This is a genomic window from Variovorax sp. GW821-FHT10D07, from assembly GCF_059415325.1.
Genome location: NZ_JBWKMZ010000003.1, coordinates 747,860 through 767,614, shown reverse-complemented (window position 1 = coordinate 767,614; position 19,755 = coordinate 747,860). Strand labels below are relative to the sequence as shown.

General features: G+C 70.2%; 17 protein-coding genes. 5 read left to right on the top strand and 12 right to left on the bottom strand.

What is annotated here, in order from left to right; all coding sequences use genetic code 11:
* Positions 1 to 245 precede the first annotated feature (245 nt).
* A complete protein-coding gene (gene pgm / locus AC07PU_RS14000) occupies positions 246 to 1,916 on the top strand; it encodes a phosphoglucomutase (alpha-D-glucose-1,6-bisphosphate-dependent) (protein ID WP_495318171.1) in 1,671 nt (556 codons plus the stop codon).
* 13 nt (positions 1,917 to 1,929) lie between these two features.
* Entirely contained in the window at positions 1,930 to 2,340 is a 411-nt protein-coding gene (locus AC07PU_RS13995) for a PPC domain-containing DNA-binding protein (protein ID WP_495318169.1), read from the top strand.
* 13 nt (positions 2,341 to 2,353) lie between these two features.
* Here the strand turns inward: AC07PU_RS13995 and AC07PU_RS13990 are convergent, their stop codons facing one another.
* Genes AC07PU_RS13990 through AC07PU_RS13980 form a run of 3 tightly spaced genes read right to left on the bottom strand, consistent with a single transcriptional unit; the run spans position 2,354 to position 4,327 of the window.
* Positions 2,354 to 3,412: an aldo/keto reductase gene (locus AC07PU_RS13990; RefSeq protein ID WP_495318167.1), complete on the bottom strand. Its 1,059-nt coding sequence runs from the start codon at positions 3,410 to 3,412 to the stop codon at positions 2,354 to 2,356.
* Positions 3,409 to 3,777 carry a TIGR04076 family protein gene (locus AC07PU_RS13985; RefSeq protein WP_495318165.1) on the bottom strand — a complete coding sequence of 123 codons (369 nt, stop codon included), beginning with the start codon at positions 3,775 to 3,777 and terminating at the stop codon, positions 3,409 to 3,411. Before AC07PU_RS13985 ends, AC07PU_RS13990 begins: the two co-directional genes overlap by 4 nt.
* A gap of 13 nt (positions 3,778 to 3,790) precedes the next feature.
* The gene (locus AC07PU_RS13980) at positions 3,791 to 4,327 is read right to left on the bottom strand and encodes a helix-turn-helix domain-containing protein (RefSeq protein WP_093342133.1); all 537 of its coding nucleotides are present in this window, start codon (positions 4,325 to 4,327) and stop codon (positions 3,791 to 3,793) included.
* Positions 4,328 to 4,530: 203 nt separating this feature from the next.
* Between AC07PU_RS13980 and AC07PU_RS13975 the strand changes: the two genes are divergently transcribed.
* A complete protein-coding gene (locus AC07PU_RS13975; protein WP_495318163.1) occupies positions 4,531 to 4,830 on the top strand; it encodes a DUF3311 domain-containing protein in 300 nt (99 codons plus the stop codon).
* Entirely contained in the window at positions 4,827 to 6,338 is a 1,512-nt protein-coding gene (locus AC07PU_RS13970) for a sodium:solute symporter family protein (RefSeq protein WP_495318161.1), read from the top strand. The genes AC07PU_RS13975 and AC07PU_RS13970 overlap by 4 nt, the downstream gene beginning before the upstream one ends.
* A gap of 7 nt (positions 6,339 to 6,345) precedes the next feature.
* Here AC07PU_RS13970 and AC07PU_RS13965 read toward each other — a convergent pair whose 3' ends face one another.
* The 4 genes from AC07PU_RS13965 to AC07PU_RS13950 form a co-directional block, all read right to left on the bottom strand.
* Positions 6,346 to 7,701, bottom strand: coding sequence for a homoserine dehydrogenase (locus AC07PU_RS13965; protein WP_495318159.1), 1,356 nt, complete (start codon positions 7,699 to 7,701; stop codon positions 6,346 to 6,348).
* A 264-nt stretch (positions 7,702 to 7,965) separates the two neighbouring features.
* Complete coding sequence (locus tag AC07PU_RS13960; RefSeq protein ID WP_296782809.1) at positions 7,966 to 9,042, bottom strand: amino acid ABC transporter permease; 1,077 nt, start codon at positions 9,040 to 9,042, stop codon at positions 7,966 to 7,968.
* On the bottom strand, positions 9,039 to 10,046 hold the full coding sequence (locus tag AC07PU_RS13955; RefSeq protein WP_296782811.1) for an ABC transporter permease subunit: 1,008 nt from the start codon (positions 10,044 to 10,046) through the stop codon (positions 9,039 to 9,041). Before AC07PU_RS13955 ends, AC07PU_RS13960 begins: the two co-directional genes overlap by 4 nt.
* Positions 10,043 to 11,077, bottom strand: a complete 1,035-nt coding sequence (locus tag AC07PU_RS13950) for an amino acid ABC transporter substrate-binding protein (protein ID WP_203201111.1) — start codon at positions 11,075 to 11,077, stop codon at positions 10,043 to 10,045. Before AC07PU_RS13950 ends, AC07PU_RS13955 begins: the two co-directional genes overlap by 4 nt.
* Positions 11,078 to 11,298: 221 nt before the next feature.
* Between AC07PU_RS13950 and AC07PU_RS13945 the strand changes: the two genes are divergently transcribed.
* Positions 11,299 to 11,688: a DoxX family protein gene (locus AC07PU_RS13945; protein ID WP_093342144.1), complete on the top strand. Its 390-nt coding sequence runs from the start codon at positions 11,299 to 11,301 to the stop codon at positions 11,686 to 11,688.
* Positions 11,689 to 11,727: 39 nt separating this feature from the next.
* Here AC07PU_RS13945 and def read toward each other — a convergent pair whose 3' ends face one another.
* The 5 genes from def to smc form a co-directional block, all read right to left on the bottom strand.
* Positions 11,728 to 12,267 (bottom strand): peptide deformylase, encoded by a 540-nt coding sequence (gene def, locus AC07PU_RS13940; protein ID WP_495318155.1) that lies wholly within the window; start codon positions 12,265 to 12,267, stop codon positions 11,728 to 11,730.
* A gap of 69 nt (positions 12,268 to 12,336) precedes the next feature.
* Positions 12,337 to 12,798, bottom strand: a complete 462-nt coding sequence (locus tag AC07PU_RS13935; RefSeq protein WP_256222437.1) for a hypothetical protein — start codon at positions 12,796 to 12,798, stop codon at positions 12,337 to 12,339.
* 111 nt (positions 12,799 to 12,909) lie between these two features.
* Positions 12,910 to 15,003: an NAD-dependent DNA ligase LigA gene (ligA, locus tag AC07PU_RS13930; protein ID WP_495318153.1), complete on the bottom strand. Its 2,094-nt coding sequence runs from the start codon at positions 15,001 to 15,003 to the stop codon at positions 12,910 to 12,912.
* A gap of 80 nt (positions 15,004 to 15,083) precedes the next feature.
* Positions 15,084 to 16,181, bottom strand: coding sequence for a cell division protein ZipA C-terminal FtsZ-binding domain-containing protein (locus AC07PU_RS13925; RefSeq protein WP_093342147.1), 1,098 nt, complete (start codon positions 16,179 to 16,181; stop codon positions 15,084 to 15,086).
* 13 nt (positions 16,182 to 16,194) lie between these two features.
* Positions 16,195 to 19,710: a chromosome segregation protein SMC gene (smc, locus tag AC07PU_RS13920; protein ID WP_495318151.1), complete on the bottom strand. Its 3,516-nt coding sequence runs from the start codon at positions 19,708 to 19,710 to the stop codon at positions 16,195 to 16,197.
* Positions 19,711 to 19,755: the final 45 nt, after the last annotated feature.

Below are 19,755 nucleotides of genomic sequence, written 5' to 3'. Positions count from 1 at the left end.
GTAGCTTAGTCGGGCGCGGACGCGAATTTGGGCGATCTGGGCGAAACGAGAACAAAAGTATCGACAAAATTCACGATCTCCCTACTGGATTCGGGAGGGGAAACGTTTGCGCAATCTTGGCATGCGATCCGGCGACCGGTCCAGTGAAGATGACGCGCCGATCTCCGACTGTGCCATCGGCGCCAGCCACCGTATCCTCGGAACACCCGGCCCGGCGCCGCCTTCAGAACCCTGGACACACACCGATGAGCCCTGCCTCCAAGACCTCGGCCCCCGCCGCCCTCCCCGGCCAGCCCGCGCCGCACGACCTGCTGGTGAACGTGCCGCGACTGATCTCGGCCTACTACAGTGGCCGGCCCGATCCCTCGGTGGCCGCGCAGCGCGTGGCCTTCGGCACCTCGGGCCACCGCGGCTCGTCCTTCGACAACGGCTTCAACGAATGGCACGTGCTCGCGATCAGCCAGGCGATCTGCGACTACCGGCGCCAGAAAGGCATCGACGGGCCGCTGTTCCTCGGCATCGACACCCATGCGCTCTCCACGCCGGCCTTCAACAGCGCGGTCGAGGTGCTGGCGGCCAACGGCGTCGAGCTGATGCTCTCGCAGGACGACGAATACACGCCCACGCCCGCGGTGTCGCACGCGATCCTGGTCTACAACCGCGGCCGCACCACCGGATTGGCCGACGGCATCGTGATCACGCCCTCGCACAACCCGCCCGAGAGCGGCGGCTTCAAGTACAACCCGCCCAACGGCGGACCGGCCGGCACCGACATCACCTCGGCGGTCGAGGCCGCCGCCAACGGCTTTCTGGCCAACGGCCTGCAGGGCGTGAAGCGGCTGCCGCTGGCGCAGGCGCTCCAGGCCTCGACCACGCACCGGCACGACTACCTGAACACCTATGTGGAAGACCTCGCGCAGGTGCTCGACATGGACGCCATCCGCGACGTTCGGATCGACCTGGGCGTCGATCCGCTGGGTGGCGCGGGCGTGCACTACTGGCCCGCGATCGCCGAGCGCTACAAGCTCTTGCGCCTGACGGTGCTGAGCCAGGAGGTCGACCCGACCTTCCGCTTCATGTCGCTCGACTGGGACGGCCGCATCCGCATGGACCCGTCCTCGCCCGATGCGATGCACCAGTTGATCGCGCTCAAGGACCGCTTCGGCATCGCCTTCGCCTGCGACACCGACCACGACCGCCACGGCGTGGTGGCGGGCAGCAGCGGCCTGATGCAGCCCAACAGCTACCTCGCGGTGATGATCGACTACCTCTACACGCACCGCCCCGACTGGCCCGCCGCCGCGGCCGTCGGCAAGACCGTGGTGAGCAGCCGCATGATCGACCGCGTGGCCCAGCGCCTGGGCCGCCGTCTCTACGAGGTGCCGGTGGGCTTCAAGTGGTTCGTCGACGGGCTGGTCGACGGCTCGCTGGCCTTCGGCGGCGAAGAGAGCGCGGGCGCGACCTTCCTGCGCCGCGACGGCACCGCCTGGACCACCGACAAGGACGGCATCGTGCCGGCGCTGCTGTCGGCCGAGATCGCCGCGCGCACCGGGCGCGATCCGGGCGAGCGCTATGCAGAACTCACGCAGGCGCTGGGCCGGCCGGTGTCCGACCGCGTCGACGCGGCGGCCACGGTCGAACAGAAGAAGCGGCTGTCGAGCCTGTCGCCCGCGCAGATCCGCTCGACCGAGCTCGCGGGCGAGAAGATCGTCGAGGTGCTGAGCCATGCGCCCGGCAACGGCGCGGCCATCGGCGGCGTGAAGGTGATCACCGAGAACGGCTGGTTCGCGGCGCGTCCCTCGGGCACCGAGAACATCTACAAGATCTACGGCGAGAGCTTCCAGGGCCAGGAGCACCTCGCGCGCATCCTCGAGGAAGCGCAGCAGGTGGTGGACGGCGCGCTCGCGGCGCCCTGACACCGGTCGCGCGATGCGCACGCTGCCCCTGCGCCTCTCGCCCGGCGACGACCTGCGCGCGGCGCTCGACCGCGTGCTCGCGCAGCAGGCGGTGGACGCGGCCTTCGTGCTCTCGGGCATCGGCAGCCTGCGCGGTGCGCGGATCCGCTTTGCGGGCGCGCCCGAGCCCGCGGCACTCGAGGGCGACCTGGAGATCCTCACGCTCGCGGGCTCGCTCTCGCCCACGGGTTCGCACCTGCACATCAGCGTGGCGGACGCACAGGGCCGGGTCTGGGGCGGCCATGCGGCGCCGGGCTGCGTGGTGCGCACCACCGCTGAAGTGCTGTTGGCGCTGCTGCCCGAATGGCGCTTCTCGCGCGAGCACGACGAGGCCACGGGCTATGCCGAACTGAGGATGTACGGGAAACCGCTGGAGCGCGACTGAGCCGGACAGGAGCTCAGTGCGGCTTGTCGTTGAGGTCGTACTTCATGACGCGGCCATGCCGCCCCTCGATGTCGCGCTCGACCTCGTAGACGTCGCCGCTGTCCGGGCGGCGCTGCGCGAGCACCGCGTCGAGCGCCGCGAGGTCGGCCGCGTCGAGCTGCAACGCGAGCATGCGCAGGTGGTCGGGCAGATGGTCGCCGCGGCGCACGCCGACGATCACGGCCGCCACCTCGGGCTGCGCGAGCACCCAGCGCATCGCGACCGCCGACAGCGAGGTGCCGTGCCGCTGCGCGATCTTCTGCAAGGCTTGCAGCAGCGCCTGGAACAGATCCCAGCCGCCGAAGTCGTCGATGATCAGCTTGTACTTGACCAGCGAGCGGTTCTCCAGCGGCTCGTCCGGTTCGCTCACCCCGAGCCAGCGTTCCGAGAGAAAACCGCCGGCCACGCTGCCGTAGCACAGCAGCTTCACACCGGCCTGCGCGCACCAGGCCGCGAGCCGCGTGCGCGGCCGCTGGTCGAGCAGCGAGTACTGCACCTGCATGCTGCGCAGCGGCAGGCCCGCGTCGCCCAGCTCGCGCGCGCGCGGCGTGTCGAAGTTGGTGCCGCCCAGCAGCTCGATCTTGCCGGCGCGCTGCAGCTCGGCCAGCCAGTGCGCGACCTCGACATAGCGCGGCACGCGGTAATCCCACCAGTGGAACTGCACCAGGTCGAGCCGCTCCACGCCGAGGCGGCGCAGCGAGCGGTCGATGGTCTGTTCGACCTGGCGCTTGTCGATGCTCGGCAGCAGCGCGAGGTCGGGCACGAACTTGGTGTGCACGCGCAGTTGCGCGAGGCTGTCGGCGCCGTGCCGCGCGCGGTGCTCGCGGCGGAACTCGCCGATCAGTTCCTCGACGCCGGTGTAGATGTCGGCGCAGTCGAAAGTGGTGATGCCGGCCTGGTAGTAGGCCGACATGTCGGCGATGGCCGCGGCGCGGTCGATGCCGCCATGGCCGCCGGCGAGTTGCCAGCCGCCCTTGAGCATGCGCGAGATGGAATAGCCGGGAGCGAGTTCGGTGCGGGGGACGGTGCTCATGATCGAAGGTCGGAAGGGTGGACCACGGCCGTGGTGTCGGCGTGGCGAAAGACGCGCGTGCCGATGCGCGTGATGCGCAGGCGCGAGGGGCAGTTCGGGTCGGGACAGGCGATCTCGGCGTCGGTGCTCATCCAGTCGTTGCCGTCGGTGGCGCGCTGCTTGGCGGCCAGCAGCGGCAGCACCGCGCCCAGCGAGTAGATCGAGAAGCCCTGCCCCGGCGGCAGGTGCAGCATCTCGCCGCGCAGCTCGAAGTGGTCGCCGGGCTGGCCGCAGTAGATGCGCGCGCCCTCGGGCGCGACCACCTCGACGCGCAGGTCGTGCAGCGTGAAGCTGCGCTCGGACGCGGAATCGGTCGGTGTGCTCATGGGAGGCTCCTGCTCAGGGATTGGGCGGCGTCACCGACAGGATGATTTCGGTCGGTGCCTGCGAGGCGTTCATGTAGCGATGCGGCAGCCGCGCGTCGAAGGAAATGCTCTCACCGGCCTGCACCGGGTAGTCGACGCCCGCGACCTGCGCCACCAGCGCGCCGGCCACCACGTAGACGCACTCGGCCGAGGCATGGCCGCGCGGCTCGTCGGCCGACATCTGGCCCGGCTGCAGCACGGCGCGCAGCACCTCGAGCTGGCCCACGCCCGCGGTCAGCCGCTCGTAGGCGACCTGGCCCTGCGGCGCCGTGAGCATCGCGCGCCGTCCCGGCCGGCTGACCCAGACGGTGGGCGGCGCGGGGTCGGAGAACAGCGAGGACACCGATTCGCCGAATACGCCCGCCAGCCGGCGCAGGGTTTCAAGGCTGGGGTCGGTGACCGCGCGCTCGATCTGGCTCAGCAAGGTGGCCGACACGCCGGCCTGGGCCGCGAGCTCGCGCAACGAGAGGCCGCGTGCGGTGCGCAGTTCCTTGAGCCGTTCGCCGATCATGGGTGGGGATTTCCTTTTGTGCAGTCTGGCAGCACGAATGAGGCAATGCTATGTGCCATGACGGTGCACGTCAAGCTGGCTGAACGCCCAGGATTGGCGCGTTATTTAGAAGGAAAACCCGAACTCGACCCGCTTGTGCTTCGTGCACTTTCGCTGCACACTCCGCGCCCATCTCGTGCAGCAGCACTTCACAGGAGTTTCGAATGGCCGGCCCGTCTCCCTCCTCCATCGCATCGCCTCCCAGCCGCCGCGCCTACCGATGGCTGCTGGCCTTCCCCTTCGTCTGGCAGGCCGGCCTCGCGCCCGTGGTCAACGACATCGCGCTGCGGCCCTTCGGCCTGCCGTTCCCGATGGCCTGGCAGATGGCGGGCATCGTGCTCACGAGCGTGGCGATCGCGCTGGTGTTCCGGCTCGACGCGCGCCATGGCGTGGAGGACGAGGAAGCCGACTTCCTCGCGCGGCACCAGGACGCCGGCACCGACGGCCACGGGAGCGCACGATGAAACTCGCGATCGTCCTGGCCATCCTGCTCGCCACGGTCGCGGGCGCCATCGCCTACGGCCGCCGCACCCGGCGCGCCGCCACCTTGGCCGAATGGGCCGTGGGCGGCCGCAGCCTCGGCACCCTGCTGTTCTGGTTCATGAACGCGGGCGAGGTCTACACCACCTTCGCGGTGCTCGGCATCTCGGGCTACGCCTGGGCGCTGGGCGCGCCGGCCTACCTGGCCTTCTGCTCGGTGTCGATGAGCTATGCGGTCGGCTACTGGCTGATGCCGAAGATCTGGCGCGCGGGGCGCATCGGGCGCCTGCTCACGCAGTCCGACTTCTTCGCCGCGCGCTACGAGGCGCCCTGGCTCGGCGTGCTCACCGGCGTGGTCGGCATCGCCTCGCTGGTGGTCTACGTGCAGATCCAGCTCGTGAGCCTGGGCCTGATCGTGCAGCTCACGCTCGACGGCGCGGTGTCGAGCGAGGCCGCGACCATCGGCGCGGGCCTGTTGATAATCGCCTTCGTGTTCGTGGCCGGCGTGCGCTCGGCGGCCTTCGCGGCCGGCGTGAAGGACGTGCTGATGGTGCTGGTCGTGGTGCTGCTGAGCGTGACGGTGGCGAGCAAGGTGGGTGCGGCCTCGCTGCTCGACCTGTTCGCGCTGGCCGAGGCGAAGCATCCGGGCATCGGCAGCTTCCCGGGCCTCGATGCGAGCTCGCCGACCACCGCGATCTGGCTCATGACCTCGGCCATCAACATCGCGCTGGGCAACTGGGTGTTCCCGCACCTGTTCCAGATGTCGTACACGGCGCACAGCGCCACCGCGATCCGGCGCAACGCGATCTGGCAGCCGATCTACTCGCTGGCCTATTTCTTCATCATCCTGCTGGGCTTCGCGGCGCTGATCGCGGGCACGCAGCCGCCGGGCGGCAACCTCAACGCGGCGCTGCTGCAGTTCGTGTCCGACCGCTACCCGGCCTGGACCGTGGGCCTGCTCGCGGGCACCGGCTTCCTGCTGGCGCTGGCGCCGGGCTCGCTGCTGCTGCTGACGGCCGGCTCGATCTTCACGCGCAACGTGGTGCGGCCCTTCAGGCCCGCGCTCGGCGAAGGCGCGGCGCTGGCGCTGTCGCGCGGCTCGCTGGTGTGCTTCGCGGCGATCGCGGTGTGGCTGTCGATCAGCCAGAAGGGCTCGCTGGTGAAGATCCTGCTCGACGCCTATTCGGCCATCGGCATGCTGGCACCCGGCGTGTTCCTCGGCTTCCTCTGGAAGCGCACCAGCGCGCTCGGTGTGCTGGCCGGGCTGCTCGCGGGCTTCGCGGCCCTGCTCGCGCCGCCGGCCGCGAAGTTCTGGGCGACCGCGCTGCCGCAATGGGAGGCCGGGCTGATCGCGATGGCGATCAACGCGGCGGTGGTGGTGGCCGTGAGCCTGGTCACGGCACGGCCGCGCGCCGCCGCGCTGGCACTGGGGCAGTTCGACGACGAGGCACTGCGGGCCGCATCCGGCGGCCTGCCCATGCGCGCCGCCTGAGCGGGCTTCAGCCTTCCAGCGTTTCCACGCGCAGCGTCGCGACCGCGCCGGCCACGGCCGGGTGCGACTGCAGCGCATGCACCGCGAGATCGAGCGCGCCCTGCGCCATCGGCTCGGTCAGCACCAGCACCTGCGCGCCGGCCGCACAGGGCGCGGCCAGCGTCACCTGCCGCACCGGCACCTGCTGGCCGGCGAGCCAGGCCGTCACGGCCTCGATGCCGCCGGCCGCATGCACCGGCACGCGCAGGTAGTGCGCGCTGCGCACCGCCGCGCGCGGCAGCACCTCGAGCGCATTCATCGCATGCGCATGGAAGCCCAGGTGCGGCACGCGCTGCGCGGCCGGGGTGCCGGCCAGCCGCGCCACGTCCACCAGGTCGGCGATCACGGCCGAGGCGGTCTGTTCCGAGCCGGCACCGGCGCCGTAGTACATCGTCACGCCCGAGGCATCGCCCTTGACCATCACCGCGTTCATCGAGCCGTTCACATGCGCCATCAGATGCTCGGCGGGCACCAGCGCGGGCTGCACGCGCAGCTCGACGCCCTTCTCACGGCGGCGCGCCACGGCCAGCAGCTTGACGCGAAAGCCCAGTTGCTCAGCGCAGGCCACGTCCAGCCCCTGCAGCGCCGTGATGCCCTCGGCCTGCACGTCGGCGAAGCGCAGCGGCATGCCGAAGGCATTGGCCGCGAGCAGCGTGAGCTTGTGGGCCGCGTCGATGCCCTCGATGTCGAAGGTCGGATCGGCCTCGGCATAGCCGAGCGCCTGGGCCTGTGCGAGCGCGGCGCCGAAGTCCAGGCCCTCGTCGCGCATCTTGCTCAGGATGAAGTTGGTGGTGCCATTGACGATGCCCGCCACCCATTCGATGCGGTTGGCCACGAGGCCTTCGCGCAGCGCCTTCACGATCGGGATGCTGACCGCCACCGCGCCCTCATAGGCCACCGCCACGCCGTGGCGGCGCGCGGCCTCGAAGATCTCGCCGCCGTGCTCGGCCAGCAGCGCCTTGTTGGCCGTCACCACGTGCTTGCCGTGGGCGATCGCCGCCAGCACCCAGTCGCGCGCCGCGCCGGTGCCGCCGGCCACCTCGACCACCACGTCGAGCTCGGGATGGGTCGCGACGCGCATCGCATCGTCGGTGAGCGCCACGCCCTCGCCCACGATGCCCGCGGCGCGCGCGAGGTTGCGCGCGGCCACGATGACGATCTCGATGCCGCGCCCGGCGCGCGCGGCGATCTGGTCGTGATTGCGTGCCAGCACGCGGAAGGTGCCCGAGCCGACGGTGCCGATGCCGATCATGCCCACGCGCAGCGGGCGCATGGCCTGGCTGGGCACGACGGTTTCGAGGGACTGGACGGGATCGCGGTACATGGGCTTCTCCAAACGACAAAAACAAAAACCCAGCTGCCAGAGCTGGGTTTCATTCGTTCGGGGGAAGAGCGATCACCAGGTGGCTGCCGGAACGGCCACCTGCGCGTGCTCAGGTGGCCGCGGTGTTAATGGTGGTAATCATTCGTGCATCCATTGCCCATCCGGTCCGCGCGGAAGCGGACGGCATCATGCGGCCCATGAGGGCGGCGCTCGATGCGAAGGCGGGGTGGAAACACGACATGGGGGCGGAGTGTACAGGACGCTTCAGGCCGGCTCGGCCTGGACCACGCGCGGCACGGCCGACAAGCGCTCCTCGAGCCACACGCTGTAGCGCGAGAGCCCGAAGCACAGCAGCCAGTAGATCGCCGCGATGAACAGGTAGCCCTCGAGGTAGAACGGCCGCCAGGTCGGATCGCCGCCGAGCGACAGACCGAGTGCGCCCGTGAGCTCGAACAGCCCCACCACCGTGACCAGCGAGGTGTCCTTGAGCGTGCCGACCACGTTGTTGGTCAGCGCCGGCACGACCAGCCGCAGCGCCTGCGGCAGCACGATGTCGCGCTGCACCGGCCAGCGGCCGAAGCCCAGCGCCATCGCGACCTCGGTCTGGCCGCGCGGCACGGCCTGCAGGCCGCCACGGATGATCTCCGCCAGGTAGGCGGCCACGAACAGCGACAGCCCGGCCAGCACGCGCACCAGCACGTCGGGCTGCCAGCCCGTGGGCCATAGCAGCGGCAGCAGGAACGAGGCCATGAACAGCACCGAGATCAGCGGCACGCCGCGCACCAGCTCGATGTAGCTCGCGCAGAGCGTGCGCACCACCGGCCAGCCCGAGCGGCGTCCGAGCGCCAGCAGCAGCGCGAGCGGAAAGGCCAGCGCCAGTCCGACCACGGCGAGCCCGATGGTCAGCGGCAGGCCGCCCCAGCGGTTGGTCGGCACGTGGCTCCAGCCGAACACGCCGCCGCGCATCAGCAGCACGAAGGCCGCGAGCGCCAGCAGCCACAACGGCGGCAGCCACCAGCGCCAGCTGCGCGGCCAGGCGCTGAGCACCGTGACCGCCGACAGCAGCGCGACCGCGATCGCGGGGCGCCACTGGTCTTCATAAGGGAAGCGGCCGAACAGCATCGGCCGCCACTTCTCGGCCACCACGCCCCAGCAGGCGCCGTGCTGCACCGCCCGGCAGGCCTCGGCATCGGGGCGGAACACCGCGTGCACCACGGCCCACTCGACCAGGTGCCAGCCGGCCCAGGCCAACAGCGCCGCGAGCAGCAGCGTGGCAAGCGTGCGCAGCGGCGAACCCCAGAGTTCGTGCCGCCAGGCGATCGGGCCTCGCACGACCCTCATCGCCAGCCCCGCAGCGCGACGCGCGCGTTGTAGCGGTTCATGCCCAGCGAGATCACGAGCGACAGCAACAGGTAGACCGCCATGATGATCGCGATGCACTCGAAGGCGCGGCCGTTCGCGCCGATGGTGGTGTTGGCCACCGACACCAGCTCGGGATAGCCGACCGCCACCGCGAGCGAGGAGTTCTTGACCAGGCTCAGCACCTGGTTCGTGAGCGCCGGCACGATCACGCGCAGCGCCTGCGGCAGGATCACGATGCGCAGTAGCTGCACCGCCGAGAAGCCCATCGCCTGCCCCGCGAGCACCTGCCCCTGCGACACCGACAGGATGCCCGCGCGCACGATCTCGGCCACGAAGGCGGCCGAGTAGAGCGACAGGCCCGCGACGATGGTCACGTACTCGGGGCTCAGCGCCGCGCCGCCGTTCACGCCGAAGTCGCCGCGCTCGGGCCATTCGAGGTGCGTGGGCCACCAGCCGCCCTCGCCCGCCACCGGCCACGGCACGCTGAGGCCGCCCTTGCTGAGCCACACGCCCGGCAGCAGCCGCACCGGCTCGGTCGGGTCGGGCAGCAGGTTCGCCATCACGAAGGCCAGCATCAGCAGTTGCACCAGCAGCGGCACGTTGCGCAGCAGCTCGACGTAGGCGGTGCAGATGCCGCGCACCAGCACGTGCGGCGCGAGCCGGCCGATGCCGATCAGGGTGCCGAGCAGCACCGAGAAGACGACGGCCGGCACCGCGGCGCGCACGGTGTTGACAAGGCCGGCGAGGAAGGCCCGCCACGATGGCTGGCTGGCCTCGAAGTCGAGCCAGCCCTCGCTGATCGCGAAGCCCGCGGGCTCGGTGAGGAAGTCGAAGCCCGAGCGCACGCCGCGCGCGCGCAGCACCTCGAGCGCATGGTGCACGACCCAGAAGGCGCCGGCCACCACGGCCAGCACCAAGAGCACCTGCACGGCCCAGGCCAGCCAGGCCGAGCGGCGCGCGCCGCCCGCGGCCCGCAGGCTCATCGCACCGGCGGTGCGTAGATCAGGCCGCCCTTGCTCCAGAGGTTGTTGGAGCCGCGCGGCAGCTTCAGCACCGACTTCGGCCCGACGTTGCGCTCGAAGATCTCGCCGTAGTTGCCCACGGCCTTGATCGCGCGGTAGGACCAGTCCTTGTCGAGGCCCAGCAGCTTGCCGAGGTCTTCACCGGCGCCCAGCAGGCGCTGCTGCGCGGGGTCCTTGCTCGAGGCCTTGAGCTGTTCGGCGTTGGCCTCGGTGATGCCGGCCTCTTCGGCCTCGATCAGCGCGTTGGGCACCCACTTGGCGATCGCGAACCACTCGTCGTCGCCGCGGCGCACCAGCGGCGCCAGCGGTTCCTTGGAGATCAGCTCGGGCAGGATCAGGTAGTCGTCGGGGTTCTGCGCTTCCTTGTTGCGCAGGCCGGCGAGCGCCGAGGCGTCGGTGGTGAAGGCCTGGCAGCGGCCCGAGAAGAAGGCCTTGAACGAGGCCTCGAAGCTCTCGAACACGACGGTCTTGACGGGGATGTTCTGGGCCCGGAAGTAGTCGGAGACGTTCTTCTCGTTGGTGGTGCCCGACTGGGTGCAGATGGTCGCGTTCTTCAGTTGCTTGGCGCTCGTGACCTTGAGCTTCTTCGGCACCAGGAAGCCCTGGCCGTCGTAGTAGGTGATGGTCGTGAAGTTGAAGCCCAGCGAGGCGTCGCGCGTGAGCGTCCAGGTGGTGTTGCGCGCGAGGATGTCGATCTCGCCGGCCTGCAGCGCCGAGAAGCGCTGCTGCGAATTGAGCGGCACGAACTCGACCTTCTTCGCATCGCCGAGCACGGCCGCGGCGATCGCGCGGCAGGTGTCGACGTCGAGGCCCGACCAGTTGCCCTGCGTGTCGGGCGCCGAGAAGCCGGCCACGCCATTGGTCACGCCGCACTTGACGCTGCCGCGCTGCTTGACCGCATCGAGGGTCTTGCCGGCGAAGGCGGGCGCGGCGGCGACCAGCGCGGCGGCGGCCGCGGCCAGGGCGAAGGCGGATCGGAATCGGGGCGTCATGGGTGGGTTCTCCTCAAGGGTCGCGGTCTGCGGTGGGGGTGTCTGCGCAAAGGCAAAAAGGCAGTGTACGAGGCGGCGCGCCGGGCCGCCAAAGAACAGCCGGTTGGATGCATATGCGAAGCCCCGTGCATGCGTCGTGGGCGCATGCGCGGATGCATGCCGTTTCTTCACTACCATACGGCCCTCGCAACATTTCGAACCATCACCGAGGAACCCCGACCATGTTCAAGTCCGACGACACCGGCAAGCTCATTCTTCGCGTCGCCCTGGGCATCTTCATCCTTCTGCACGGCATCGCCAAGGTGACCAAGGGTGTCGACGGCATCGGCGGCATGCTGGCCTCGCATGGCCTGCCGGGCGTGCTGGCCTACCTGGTCTACGTGGGCGAGATCGTCGCGCCGGTGCTGCTGATCATCGGCCTCTACACGCGGCCCGCGGCCGCGATCGTGGCGATCAACATGCTGGTGGCGATCTGGCTGGTGCACCGCAAGGACCTCGGCGCCCTCAACGGCCAGGGTGGCTGGGCGCTCGAGCTGCAGGGCATGTTCCTGTTCTCGGCCATCGCGCTCGCGTTCACGGGCGGCGGCCGCTTCGGGCTCAACAGCAAGTAATTTGCGCGGCTCGACCGGACCGCGGGCCCGGTCCGCCGCTCAATCGTCGTCGGCCGCGTCGAGGCCCGGGAACAGCACCTCGGTGTAGCCGAAGCGCGAGAAGTCGCGCACCCGCATCGGATAGAGCTTGCCCAGCAGGTGGTCGACCTCGTGCTGCACCACGCGCGCATGGAAGCCGCTGGCCGTGCGGTCGATCGGATCGCCGTAGGGATCGAAGCCCGTGTAGCGGATGTTCGAGAAGCGCGGCACCACGCCGCGCAGGCCGGGCACCGACAGGCAGCCTTCCCAGCCCTCTTCCTCGGCCTCGCCGATCGGCGTGATGATCGGGTTCAACAGCACGGTGCGCGGCACTGGCGGGGCGTCGGGGTAGCGTGGGTTCACGACATCGGTGCCGAAGATCACCAGCTGCAGGTCGACGCCGATCTGCGGCGCCGCGAGGCCGGCCCCGTTGACCGCATGCATGGTCTCGAACATGTCGCGCACCAGCAGGTGCAGTTCATCGGTGTCGAAGGCGGTGACCGGCTGCGCGATGCGCAGCAGGCGCGGGTCGCCCATCTTGAGGATTTCGTGGATGGCCATGGCGCGGATTATCGCGAGGGCCCGCGGGCCGCGCAGGCGGGCGCGTCGCGCCCACCCTGCCCTGTCGGCTTAATGGCCCGGGAGAGACGGCGCGATGTTCTGCGGCACATAGCCGGGCATGCCCGGCAAGGCCCCCGGAACGCCGCGGCCGGTGCCGGGCGTGACCGGCACGGTTCGCTGTGGCTGCGGGCGCGGCAGCGCCACCGGCGGCACGACCGCGGGCGGGCGCCCGCCCCAGCCGGGACGTCCGCCGCCATTGCCGTTCCAGCCCGGACGGGACGGGTACGGATAGGCGGGACGTCCGTAATACGGCCGATCGCGGTAATAGGGACGGCGGTCGTAGTAGGTGCCGCCGCCGTTGATGTACACGGGCGCGGGCTGCACCACGACGGGATCGGAATAGTAGGGATCCGAATACCCTCCGCTGTAGCCCCCGTTGTAGTACGGGTCGCCGGGCACCGCGACGCAGCCCGTGAGCAGCGCGAGGCCGCCGGCCGCGAGGCATAAACCGAGAACACGAGTTTTCTGCATGAGGGTCTCCTTGTCAGCCTTCTGCGTTCATTCAACGTACCAGCTTGTAGGCCCTGTTGACTGCGCTGGTGTGAAGTCGCGTAACGGCCGGTAAGTCGAGAGGCCGTCCCCTCACTCCGCAGCCGGAGGCACGCCGTTGGCGAGTATGTCCAGCATACGCGGCTCGTCGATCACCTCGACGCCGATCTCGCGCGCCTTGTCGAGCTTGCTGCCGGCTTCCTCGCCGGCCACCAGGTAGTGGGTCTTCTTGCTGACCGAGCCGGCCACCTTGGCACCGGCCGATTCCAGTTTGTCCTTCGCATCGTCACGGCTCAGCGTAGGAAGGGTACCGGTGATGACGAAGGTCAGTCCCGCCAGCGGCTTGGGCACGCGCGCCGCGGGCTCGCCCTCCTCCCAGCTCAGGCCGCAGGCGCGCAGTTGCTCGACCACCTCGCGGTTGTGCGGCTGGTCGAAGAAGGTGCGCAGGCTCTGCGCCACCACCGGGCCGACGTCGTTGACCTCGAGCAGCAGTTCCTCGCTCGCATCCATGATCGCGTCGAGCTTGCCGAAGTGCTTGGCCAGGTCCTTCGCGGTGCTCTCGCCCACGTGGCGGATGCCCAGGCCGAACAGGAAGCGCGGCAGCGTGGTCTTCTTCGAGGCTTCGAGCGCGTCGACCAGGTTCTGCGCCGACTTGTCGGCCATGCGCTCCAACCCCGCCAGCGTGGTGAAGCCCAGCTTATAGAGATCGGGCAAGGTGCGGATCAGGTTGGCATCGACCATCTGCTCGACCAGCTTGTCGCCGAGCCCGTCGACGTAGACCGCGCGGCGCGCCGCGAAATGCAGGATCGCCTCCTTGCGCTGGGCACCGCAGAACAGCCCGCCGGTGCAGCGGTAGTCGGCTTCGCCCTCCTCGCGCACGGCATCCGAGCCGCAGACCGGGCACTTGTGAGGCATGGTGAAGATGGCACCGCGCTCGCCCTCGGGCCGCGCCAGGCTCTCGGGCGTGACGCCCACCACCTCGGGGATCACGTCGCCCGCGCGCCGCACGATCACGCGGTCGCCCACGCGCACGTCCTTGCGGCGCGCCTCGTCCTCGTTGTGTAGCGTGGCATTGGTCACGGTCACGCCGCCGACGAACACCGGCGCCAGCTTGGCCACCGGCGTCAGCTTGCCGGTGCGCCCGACCTGCACCTCGATGCCGAGCACCTCGGTGATCTGCTCCTGCGCCGGGTACTTGTGCGCCACCGCCCAGCGCGGCTCGCGCGAGACGAAGCCGAGCTGGCGCTGCAGCTCGACGCTGTCGACCTTGTAGACCACGCCGTCGATGTCGTAGGGCAGGCTGTCGCGCTGGCGCCCGATGTTCTCGTGGAACGCGATCAGCTCGATCGCGCCGGTCGCGCGCGCTGTCTGTATCGCCACCGGGAAGCCCCAGGCATGGAACTGCTGCAGCCAGTCGAACTGGGTCGGGCAGTCGGGCCCGCCCTCGGCCGGCGGCGTGACCTCGCCGAGGCCGTAGGCGAAGAAGCTCAGCGGCCGCTCGGCGGCGATCGCTGGGTCGAGCTGGCGCACCGCGCCCGCGGCCGCGTTGCGCGGGTTCACGAACACCTTCTCGTTCTTCTGGCCGGCCGCGATCTTCTGCCGCTGGCGCTCGTTGAGCCCCTCGAAGTCGGCGCGCTTCATGTAGACCTCGCCACGCACCTCGACCACCGGCGGCGCGTTGCCCTTCAGCCGCAGCGGGATCTCGCGCACGGTGCGGATGTTCTGCGTGACCTCCTCGCCGACCTCGCCGTCGCCGCGCGTGGCGGCCTGCACCAGCACGCCGTGCTCGTAGCGCAGGTTCATCGCGAGCCCGTCGAACTTGAGCTCGCAGACGTAGGCGATCTGCGGACCGTCCTCGGCCAGGCCGAGCTCGCGCCGCACGCGCGCGTCGAAGCTGCTGGCACCGCCGGGCGTGATGTCGGTCTCGGTGCGAATCGACAGCATCGGCACCTTGTGGCGCACCTTGACGAAGCCGTCGAGCACCTTGCCGCCCACGCGCTGCGTCGGCGAGTCGGGCGTGCGCAGCTCGGGGAACTCGGCCTCGATCGCCTGCAGCCGCTGGAACATGCGGTCGTACTCGGCATCGGGCAGCGCGGGCGCGTCGAGCACGTAGTAGAGGTAGGCGTTGTGGTGGAGCTTCTCGCTCAGGTCGGCGGCTTCGTGGGCCGCTTCGTCGCGCGTGGTCATGGGGTGTCTTCCGAAAAAACGATGCGGCCGCCCGACCGCTTCGTGGCGGGCGGGGCGGCCTTGTGCATGGTGGGAGCGGCTTAGCTGAACAACCGGCGCGCCAGCGGCGAGCCCGCCGCGAGGTCGCGCGCGTCGAGCGTGTCGTAGAGCTGCTCGAGGTCGGCGCCGATGGCGTCCATGGTCTCGTCGCGCAGCAGCTGGCCGTCGCTGTCGGTCACCACGCCGTCCATTTCGCGCGCCAGCGTGGCGGCGATCTCGCGCATGCGGGTGAACGGCTGCTCGCCGCGGTCGACCTGGGGCACGTCGAGGCTCAGGCTCAGTTCGCGGATCGCCGACTGCGCCGGGTCGTCGGCCAGCGCGGCCTGGGTGTCGAAGGCCAGGCCCAGGATCGGCGGCAGGCCCAATTCGCTGGTCGGCAGCACCATGCGGCCCGGGATGATGCCGGCCACGAAGCCCAACCGCGCCGCGTTCTGCTGCACGTAGCCCGGGCTCCAGGCCGCATGCAGCGCGCGCAGCACGAAGCCCAGTTGCGCATCGTGCGCGCTGGCGAACTGGTCGAGTTCGCGGGCGCGCGCCACCTCGTCGAGCATCTCGGGAAATTCGGGCGCGCCGTTCACCGTGTCGGCGAAGGCCTGGGCCTTCACCACGAACTCGGAATACTCGATCTCGTTGAGCGCGCCGGTGCGGTTGGCCAGTTGCACGCCGACCTGGAACGCGCCGTAGCGCTGTCCCGGCACGGGCGGCTCCCATTGCCGCGAGTGCTCGTTCAGGCCCTCGATGGCCACCGGCTTGCTGCCCGCGCGGCGCGTCGGCGGCATGGCGGCGATCGCGGCATCGCCCGAGGCCAGGCCGTCGAGCGAGATCGGCGCGATCACGTCGATCAAGGGATCGAGCCCGCCGCGCCGTTCGCCCGTGGGCACCGGCAGCGTGCCGGGCGCCGGCAGGTCGGGATCGAACAGCGGTTCGTGCCGGTCGTGCGTCGGCACCTGGCGCGGATCGATGTGCATCACCGGCTCGTAGCCGTCTTCGGACGGTGCGCGCTGCGCATCGGCCGGTTCGCCGTCGGCCGCATCGGGCTGGCGCGGTGCGTTGCGGCGCGAGCGCAGGGCGTCGTAGCCGATCACGGCCGCGAGGACGAGGCCACCGAGGATGGCCAGGGCAAGCGTGAGATTGCTCATGGGTGCGCGCGCCTCAGGCTGCCTCGACCATCGAGGCCGCCGCTTCCATGTCGACCGCGACGATGCGCGAGACGCCCTGCTCCTGCATCGTCACGCCGATCAGTTGCTCGGCCATTTCCATGGCGATCTTGTTGTGGCTGATGAAGAGGAACTGGGTTTCGCGGCTCATGGCGGTCACGAGTTTGGCGTAGCGCTCGGTGTTGGCGTCGTCCAGCGGCGCATCCACTTCGTCCAGCAGGCAGAAAGGCGCGGGATTGAGCTGGAAGATCGCGAACACCAGCGCGATCGCGGTCAGCGCCTTCTCGCCGCCCGACAGCAGGTGGATGGTCTGGTTCTTCTTGCCGGGCGGCTGCGCCATCACCTGCACGCCGGAGTCGAGGATCTCGTCGCCGGTCATCATCAGCTTGGCGTTGCCGCCGCCGAACAGCTCGGGGAACATGCGGCTGAAGTGCTCGTTCACGGTCTTGAAGGTGCCGCCGAGCAGGTCGCGCGTTTCGGCGTCGATCTTGCGGATGGCGTCCTCGAGCGTGGTGATCGCCTCGTTGAGGTCAGCCGACTGAGCGTCGAGGAAGACCTTGCGCTCGCTCGCCACCGCGAGCTCGTCGAGCGCCGCGAGATTGACCGCGCCGAGCGCCACCACCTCGCGGTTCAGGCGGTCGATTTCGCCCTGCAGGCCGGTCAGCCGCACCTTGTCGGTCTCGATCGAGAGCGCGATGGCCTCGAGGTCGGCGCCGGCATCGGCCAGCAGCTGTTCGTACTGCTCGAAGCCCAGGCGCGAGGCCTGCTCCTTGAGCTGGAATTCGGTGATGCGCTGGCGCAGCGGATCGAGTTCACGCTCGAGCTGCAGCCGGCGCTCGTCGCTCGCGCGCAGCTTGAGCGTGAGGTCGTCGTACTGGCTGCGCGCGGCGCCCAGCGCGGTCTCGCGTTCGAGCTTGAGCGACAGCGCATCCTGCAACCCAGCCTGGGCGGCGGCGTCCGACAGCCGGCTCAGTTCGCCGCGGGCGCGTTCGTCCTCGTCGGTCAGCGCCACGGTCTGCTGCGACGCGGTCTCGATCGAGCGGTTGAGCTCGCCGCGGCGCGCGTCGAGCGTGCGCTGCGCGAAGGTGGCTTCCTGCGCCTGGCGCTCCAGGCTGCGGTGCTGCTCGCGGCTGGCGGTCAGCGCGCGGCCAGCCTCGATCACGCGTTCGTCGAGCTCGGCATGGCGCTCCTGGCTATCGGCCAGTTGCATGTCGAGCTCCTCGAAGCGGCCCTCGGCGGCGATGCGGCGCTCCTGCAGCTCCTCGAGCTGGGCGTCGACCTCGCCGAGGTCGGCCGCGAGTTGCTCGCTGCGCGCACGGGTCTGTTCGGCCAGCTGCGTGAGGCGCAGGGTCTCGACCTGCAGCTCGTGCGCGCGCGACTGCGTGTCGGCGGCTTCGCGGCGTGCCGATACCAGTCGCTGCGCGGCGTCGGCGTAGGCGGCTTCGGCACGCACCAGCGCGGCACGCGCGTCTTCGCTGATCAGCGCCTGGGCGCGCAGCTGGCGGTCGAGGTTCTCCATTTCCCGCTGGCGCGCCAGCAGGCCGGCCTGCTCGGAATCGGGGGCGTAGAAATTGACGCCGTGCGAACTCACGGCGTGGCCGCTCTGCACGTAGATCGTCTCGCCGGCCTGCAGCGTGCCGCGCTGGGCCAGCGCCTCCTCGAAGCTCGCGGCGGTGTAGCAGCCATGCAGCCAGTCGGCCAGCAGCGCCTGCTGGCCCGCGTCGTTGAGGCGCAGCAGGCTCGACAGCCGCGGCAGGTTGGCGGCGCCTTCGGGCACGCCGGCGACCGGCGGGCTGTAGAAGGCCAGCTTGGCCGGCGGCGCGTCGTTGGCGAAGGCGCGGACCATGTCGAGCCGGCTGACCTCGAGCGCGCCCAGGCGCTCGCGCAACGCGGACTCGAGCGCGTTCTCCCAGCCCTGTTCGATGTGGATGCGGCTCCACAGGCCCTGCAGGCCGTCGAGCCCGTGCTTGGCGAGCCAGGGCGCGAGCTTGCCGTCGGTCTTGACCTTTTCCTGCAGCGCGCGCAGCGCCTCGAGTCGCGCCGACAGCTCGGCATGGCGCGCACCCTCGCTGTTCACCGCCTGCTGGCGCGTGCGGCGGTCGTCGTCGAGCCGCGGCACCGCTTCCTGCAGGTCCTGCAACCGCGCATCGGCCTCGCTGGCCGCTTCCTGCGCGGCCTCGAGCTGCTCCTGCATCGCCACCAGCTTCGCCTCATCGGGCGCGGCCAGCCCCTTCTGGTCGGCGCGCAGCCGCTCGCTGCGCTGGTTGAGCTGGCGCGACTGCTCCTCGATGTTGCGCTGGTCGGCGGCCAGCACCTGGATCTGCTGCTGCACCTGCACGACGGCCGTGCGCTGCGCGTTGGCCTGGTCCTGCGCCCGCTGCTGCGCTTCCTCGAGCTCGGGCATGCGCGCGTCGTGCTCCTCGAGCTGGGCCGCCAGCAGCACGGCCTGTTCCTCGGCGTCAACGCCCTGCCCGGCCAGCGTCTCGATCTCGGCCTCGGCCTCGACGCGGCGGTTGTCCCACTGCGCGATCTGCTCGCGCAACTGCACCAGCCGCTGCTCCACGCGCTGGCGGCCCTCGACCACGAAGCGGATCTCGCCCTCGAGCCGGCCGACCTCAGCACTGGCTTCGTAGAGCTTGCCCTGGGCCTGGTTGACCAGGTCGCCGGCGCCGTAGTGGGCCTGGCGCACGGTTTCGAGTTCGTTCTCGATGTGGCGCAGGTCGGCGGTGCGCGACTCGAGGTCGTTGATCGCCTTCTCGGATTCGGCCTTGATGCGCGCCTTGTCGCTCTCGCTCTCGGCGCGCTTGAGGAACCACAGCTGGTGCTGCTTCTTGGTGGCATCGCCTTGCAGCGCGTTGTAGCGCGCGGCCACCTCGGCCTGCTTCTCGAGCTTCTCGAGGTTGGCGTTGAGCTCGCGCAGGATGTCCTCGACCCGGGTCAGGTTCTCGCGCGTGTCGCCCAGGCGGTTCTCGGTCTCGCGGCGGCGTTCCTTGTACTTCGAGACGCCCGCGGCCTCCTCGAGGAACAGGCGCAGTTCCTCGGGCTTCGATTCGATGATCCGGCTGATCGTGCCCTGGCCGATGATGGCGTAGGCGCGCGGGCCGAGGCCGGTGCCGAGGAACACGTCCTGCACGTCGCGCCGGCGCACCGGCTGGTTGTTGATGAAGTAGCTGCTGGTGCCGTCGCGCGTGAGCACGCGCCGCACCGCGATTTCGCCGAACTGGTTCCACTGGCCGCCGGCGCGGTGGTCGGCGTTGTCGAACACCAGTTCCACGCTCGAGCGGCTGGCCTGCTTGCGCGTGGTCGTGCCGTTGAAGATCACGTCCTGCATCGACTCGCCGCGCAGTTCCGAGGCGCGCGACTCGCCCAGCACCCAGCGCACCGCATCCATGATGTTCGACTTGCCGCAACCGTTGGGCCCGACCACCCCGACCAGTTGGCCCGGCAGCAGGAAGTTGGTGGGTTCGGCGAACGACTTGAAGCCCGAGAGCTTGATGGAATTGAGACGCACGACTTGTCGGCCTGTCCTGGGTCAGTGCGTCCCCGCCTTGAAAGG

Bases quoted from the DNA above. Each gene is read 5' to 3' on its own strand.
- AC07PU_RS13925 (WP_093342147.1), bottom strand. From the start codon at position 16,181: ATGAGCAATCTCACGCTTGCCCTGGCCATCCTCGGTGGCCTCGTCCTC.
- AC07PU_RS13960 (WP_296782809.1), bottom strand. From the start codon at position 9,042: ATGAGGGTCGTGCGAGGCCCGATCGCCTGGCGGCACGAACTCTGGGGT.
- AC07PU_RS13990 (WP_495318167.1), bottom strand. From the start codon at position 3,412: ATGAGCACCGTCCCCCGCACCGAACTCGCTCCCGGCTATTCCATCTCG.
- AC07PU_RS13950 (WP_203201111.1), bottom strand. From the start codon at position 11,077: ATGACGCCCCGATTCCGATCCGCCTTCGCCCTGGCCGCGGCCGCCGCC.
- AC07PU_RS13935 (WP_256222437.1), bottom strand. From the start codon at position 12,798: ATGCAGAAAACTCGTGTTCTCGGTTTATGCCTCGCGGCCGGCGGCCTC.
- def (WP_495318155.1), bottom strand. From the start codon at position 12,267: ATGGCCATCCACGAAATCCTCAAGATGGGCGACCCGCGCCTGCTGCGC.
- AC07PU_RS13980 (WP_093342133.1), bottom strand. From the start codon at position 4,327: ATGATCGGCGAACGGCTCAAGGAACTGCGCACCGCACGCGGCCTCTCG.
- AC07PU_RS13975 (WP_495318163.1), top strand. From the start codon at position 4,531: ATGGCCGGCCCGTCTCCCTCCTCCATCGCATCGCCTCCCAGCCGCCGC.
- AC07PU_RS13945 (WP_093342144.1), top strand. From the start codon at position 11,299: ATGTTCAAGTCCGACGACACCGGCAAGCTCATTCTTCGCGTCGCCCTG.
- pgm (WP_495318171.1), top strand. From the start codon at position 246: ATGAGCCCTGCCTCCAAGACCTCGGCCCCCGCCGCCCTCCCCGGCCAG.
- AC07PU_RS13970 (WP_495318161.1), top strand. From the start codon at position 4,827: ATGAAACTCGCGATCGTCCTGGCCATCCTGCTCGCCACGGTCGCGGGC.
- ligA (WP_495318153.1), bottom strand. From the start codon at position 15,003: ATGACCACGCGCGACGAAGCGGCCCACGAAGCCGCCGACCTGAGCGAG.
- AC07PU_RS13955 (WP_296782811.1), bottom strand. From the start codon at position 10,046: ATGAGCCTGCGGGCCGCGGGCGGCGCGCGCCGCTCGGCCTGGCTGGCC.
- AC07PU_RS13985 (WP_495318165.1), bottom strand. From the start codon at position 3,777: ATGAGCACACCGACCGATTCCGCGTCCGAGCGCAGCTTCACGCTGCAC.
- AC07PU_RS13965 (WP_495318159.1), bottom strand. From the start codon at position 7,701: ATGTACCGCGATCCCGTCCAGTCCCTCGAAACCGTCGTGCCCAGCCAG.
- AC07PU_RS13995 (WP_495318169.1), top strand. From the start codon at position 1,930: ATGCGCACGCTGCCCCTGCGCCTCTCGCCCGGCGACGACCTGCGCGCG.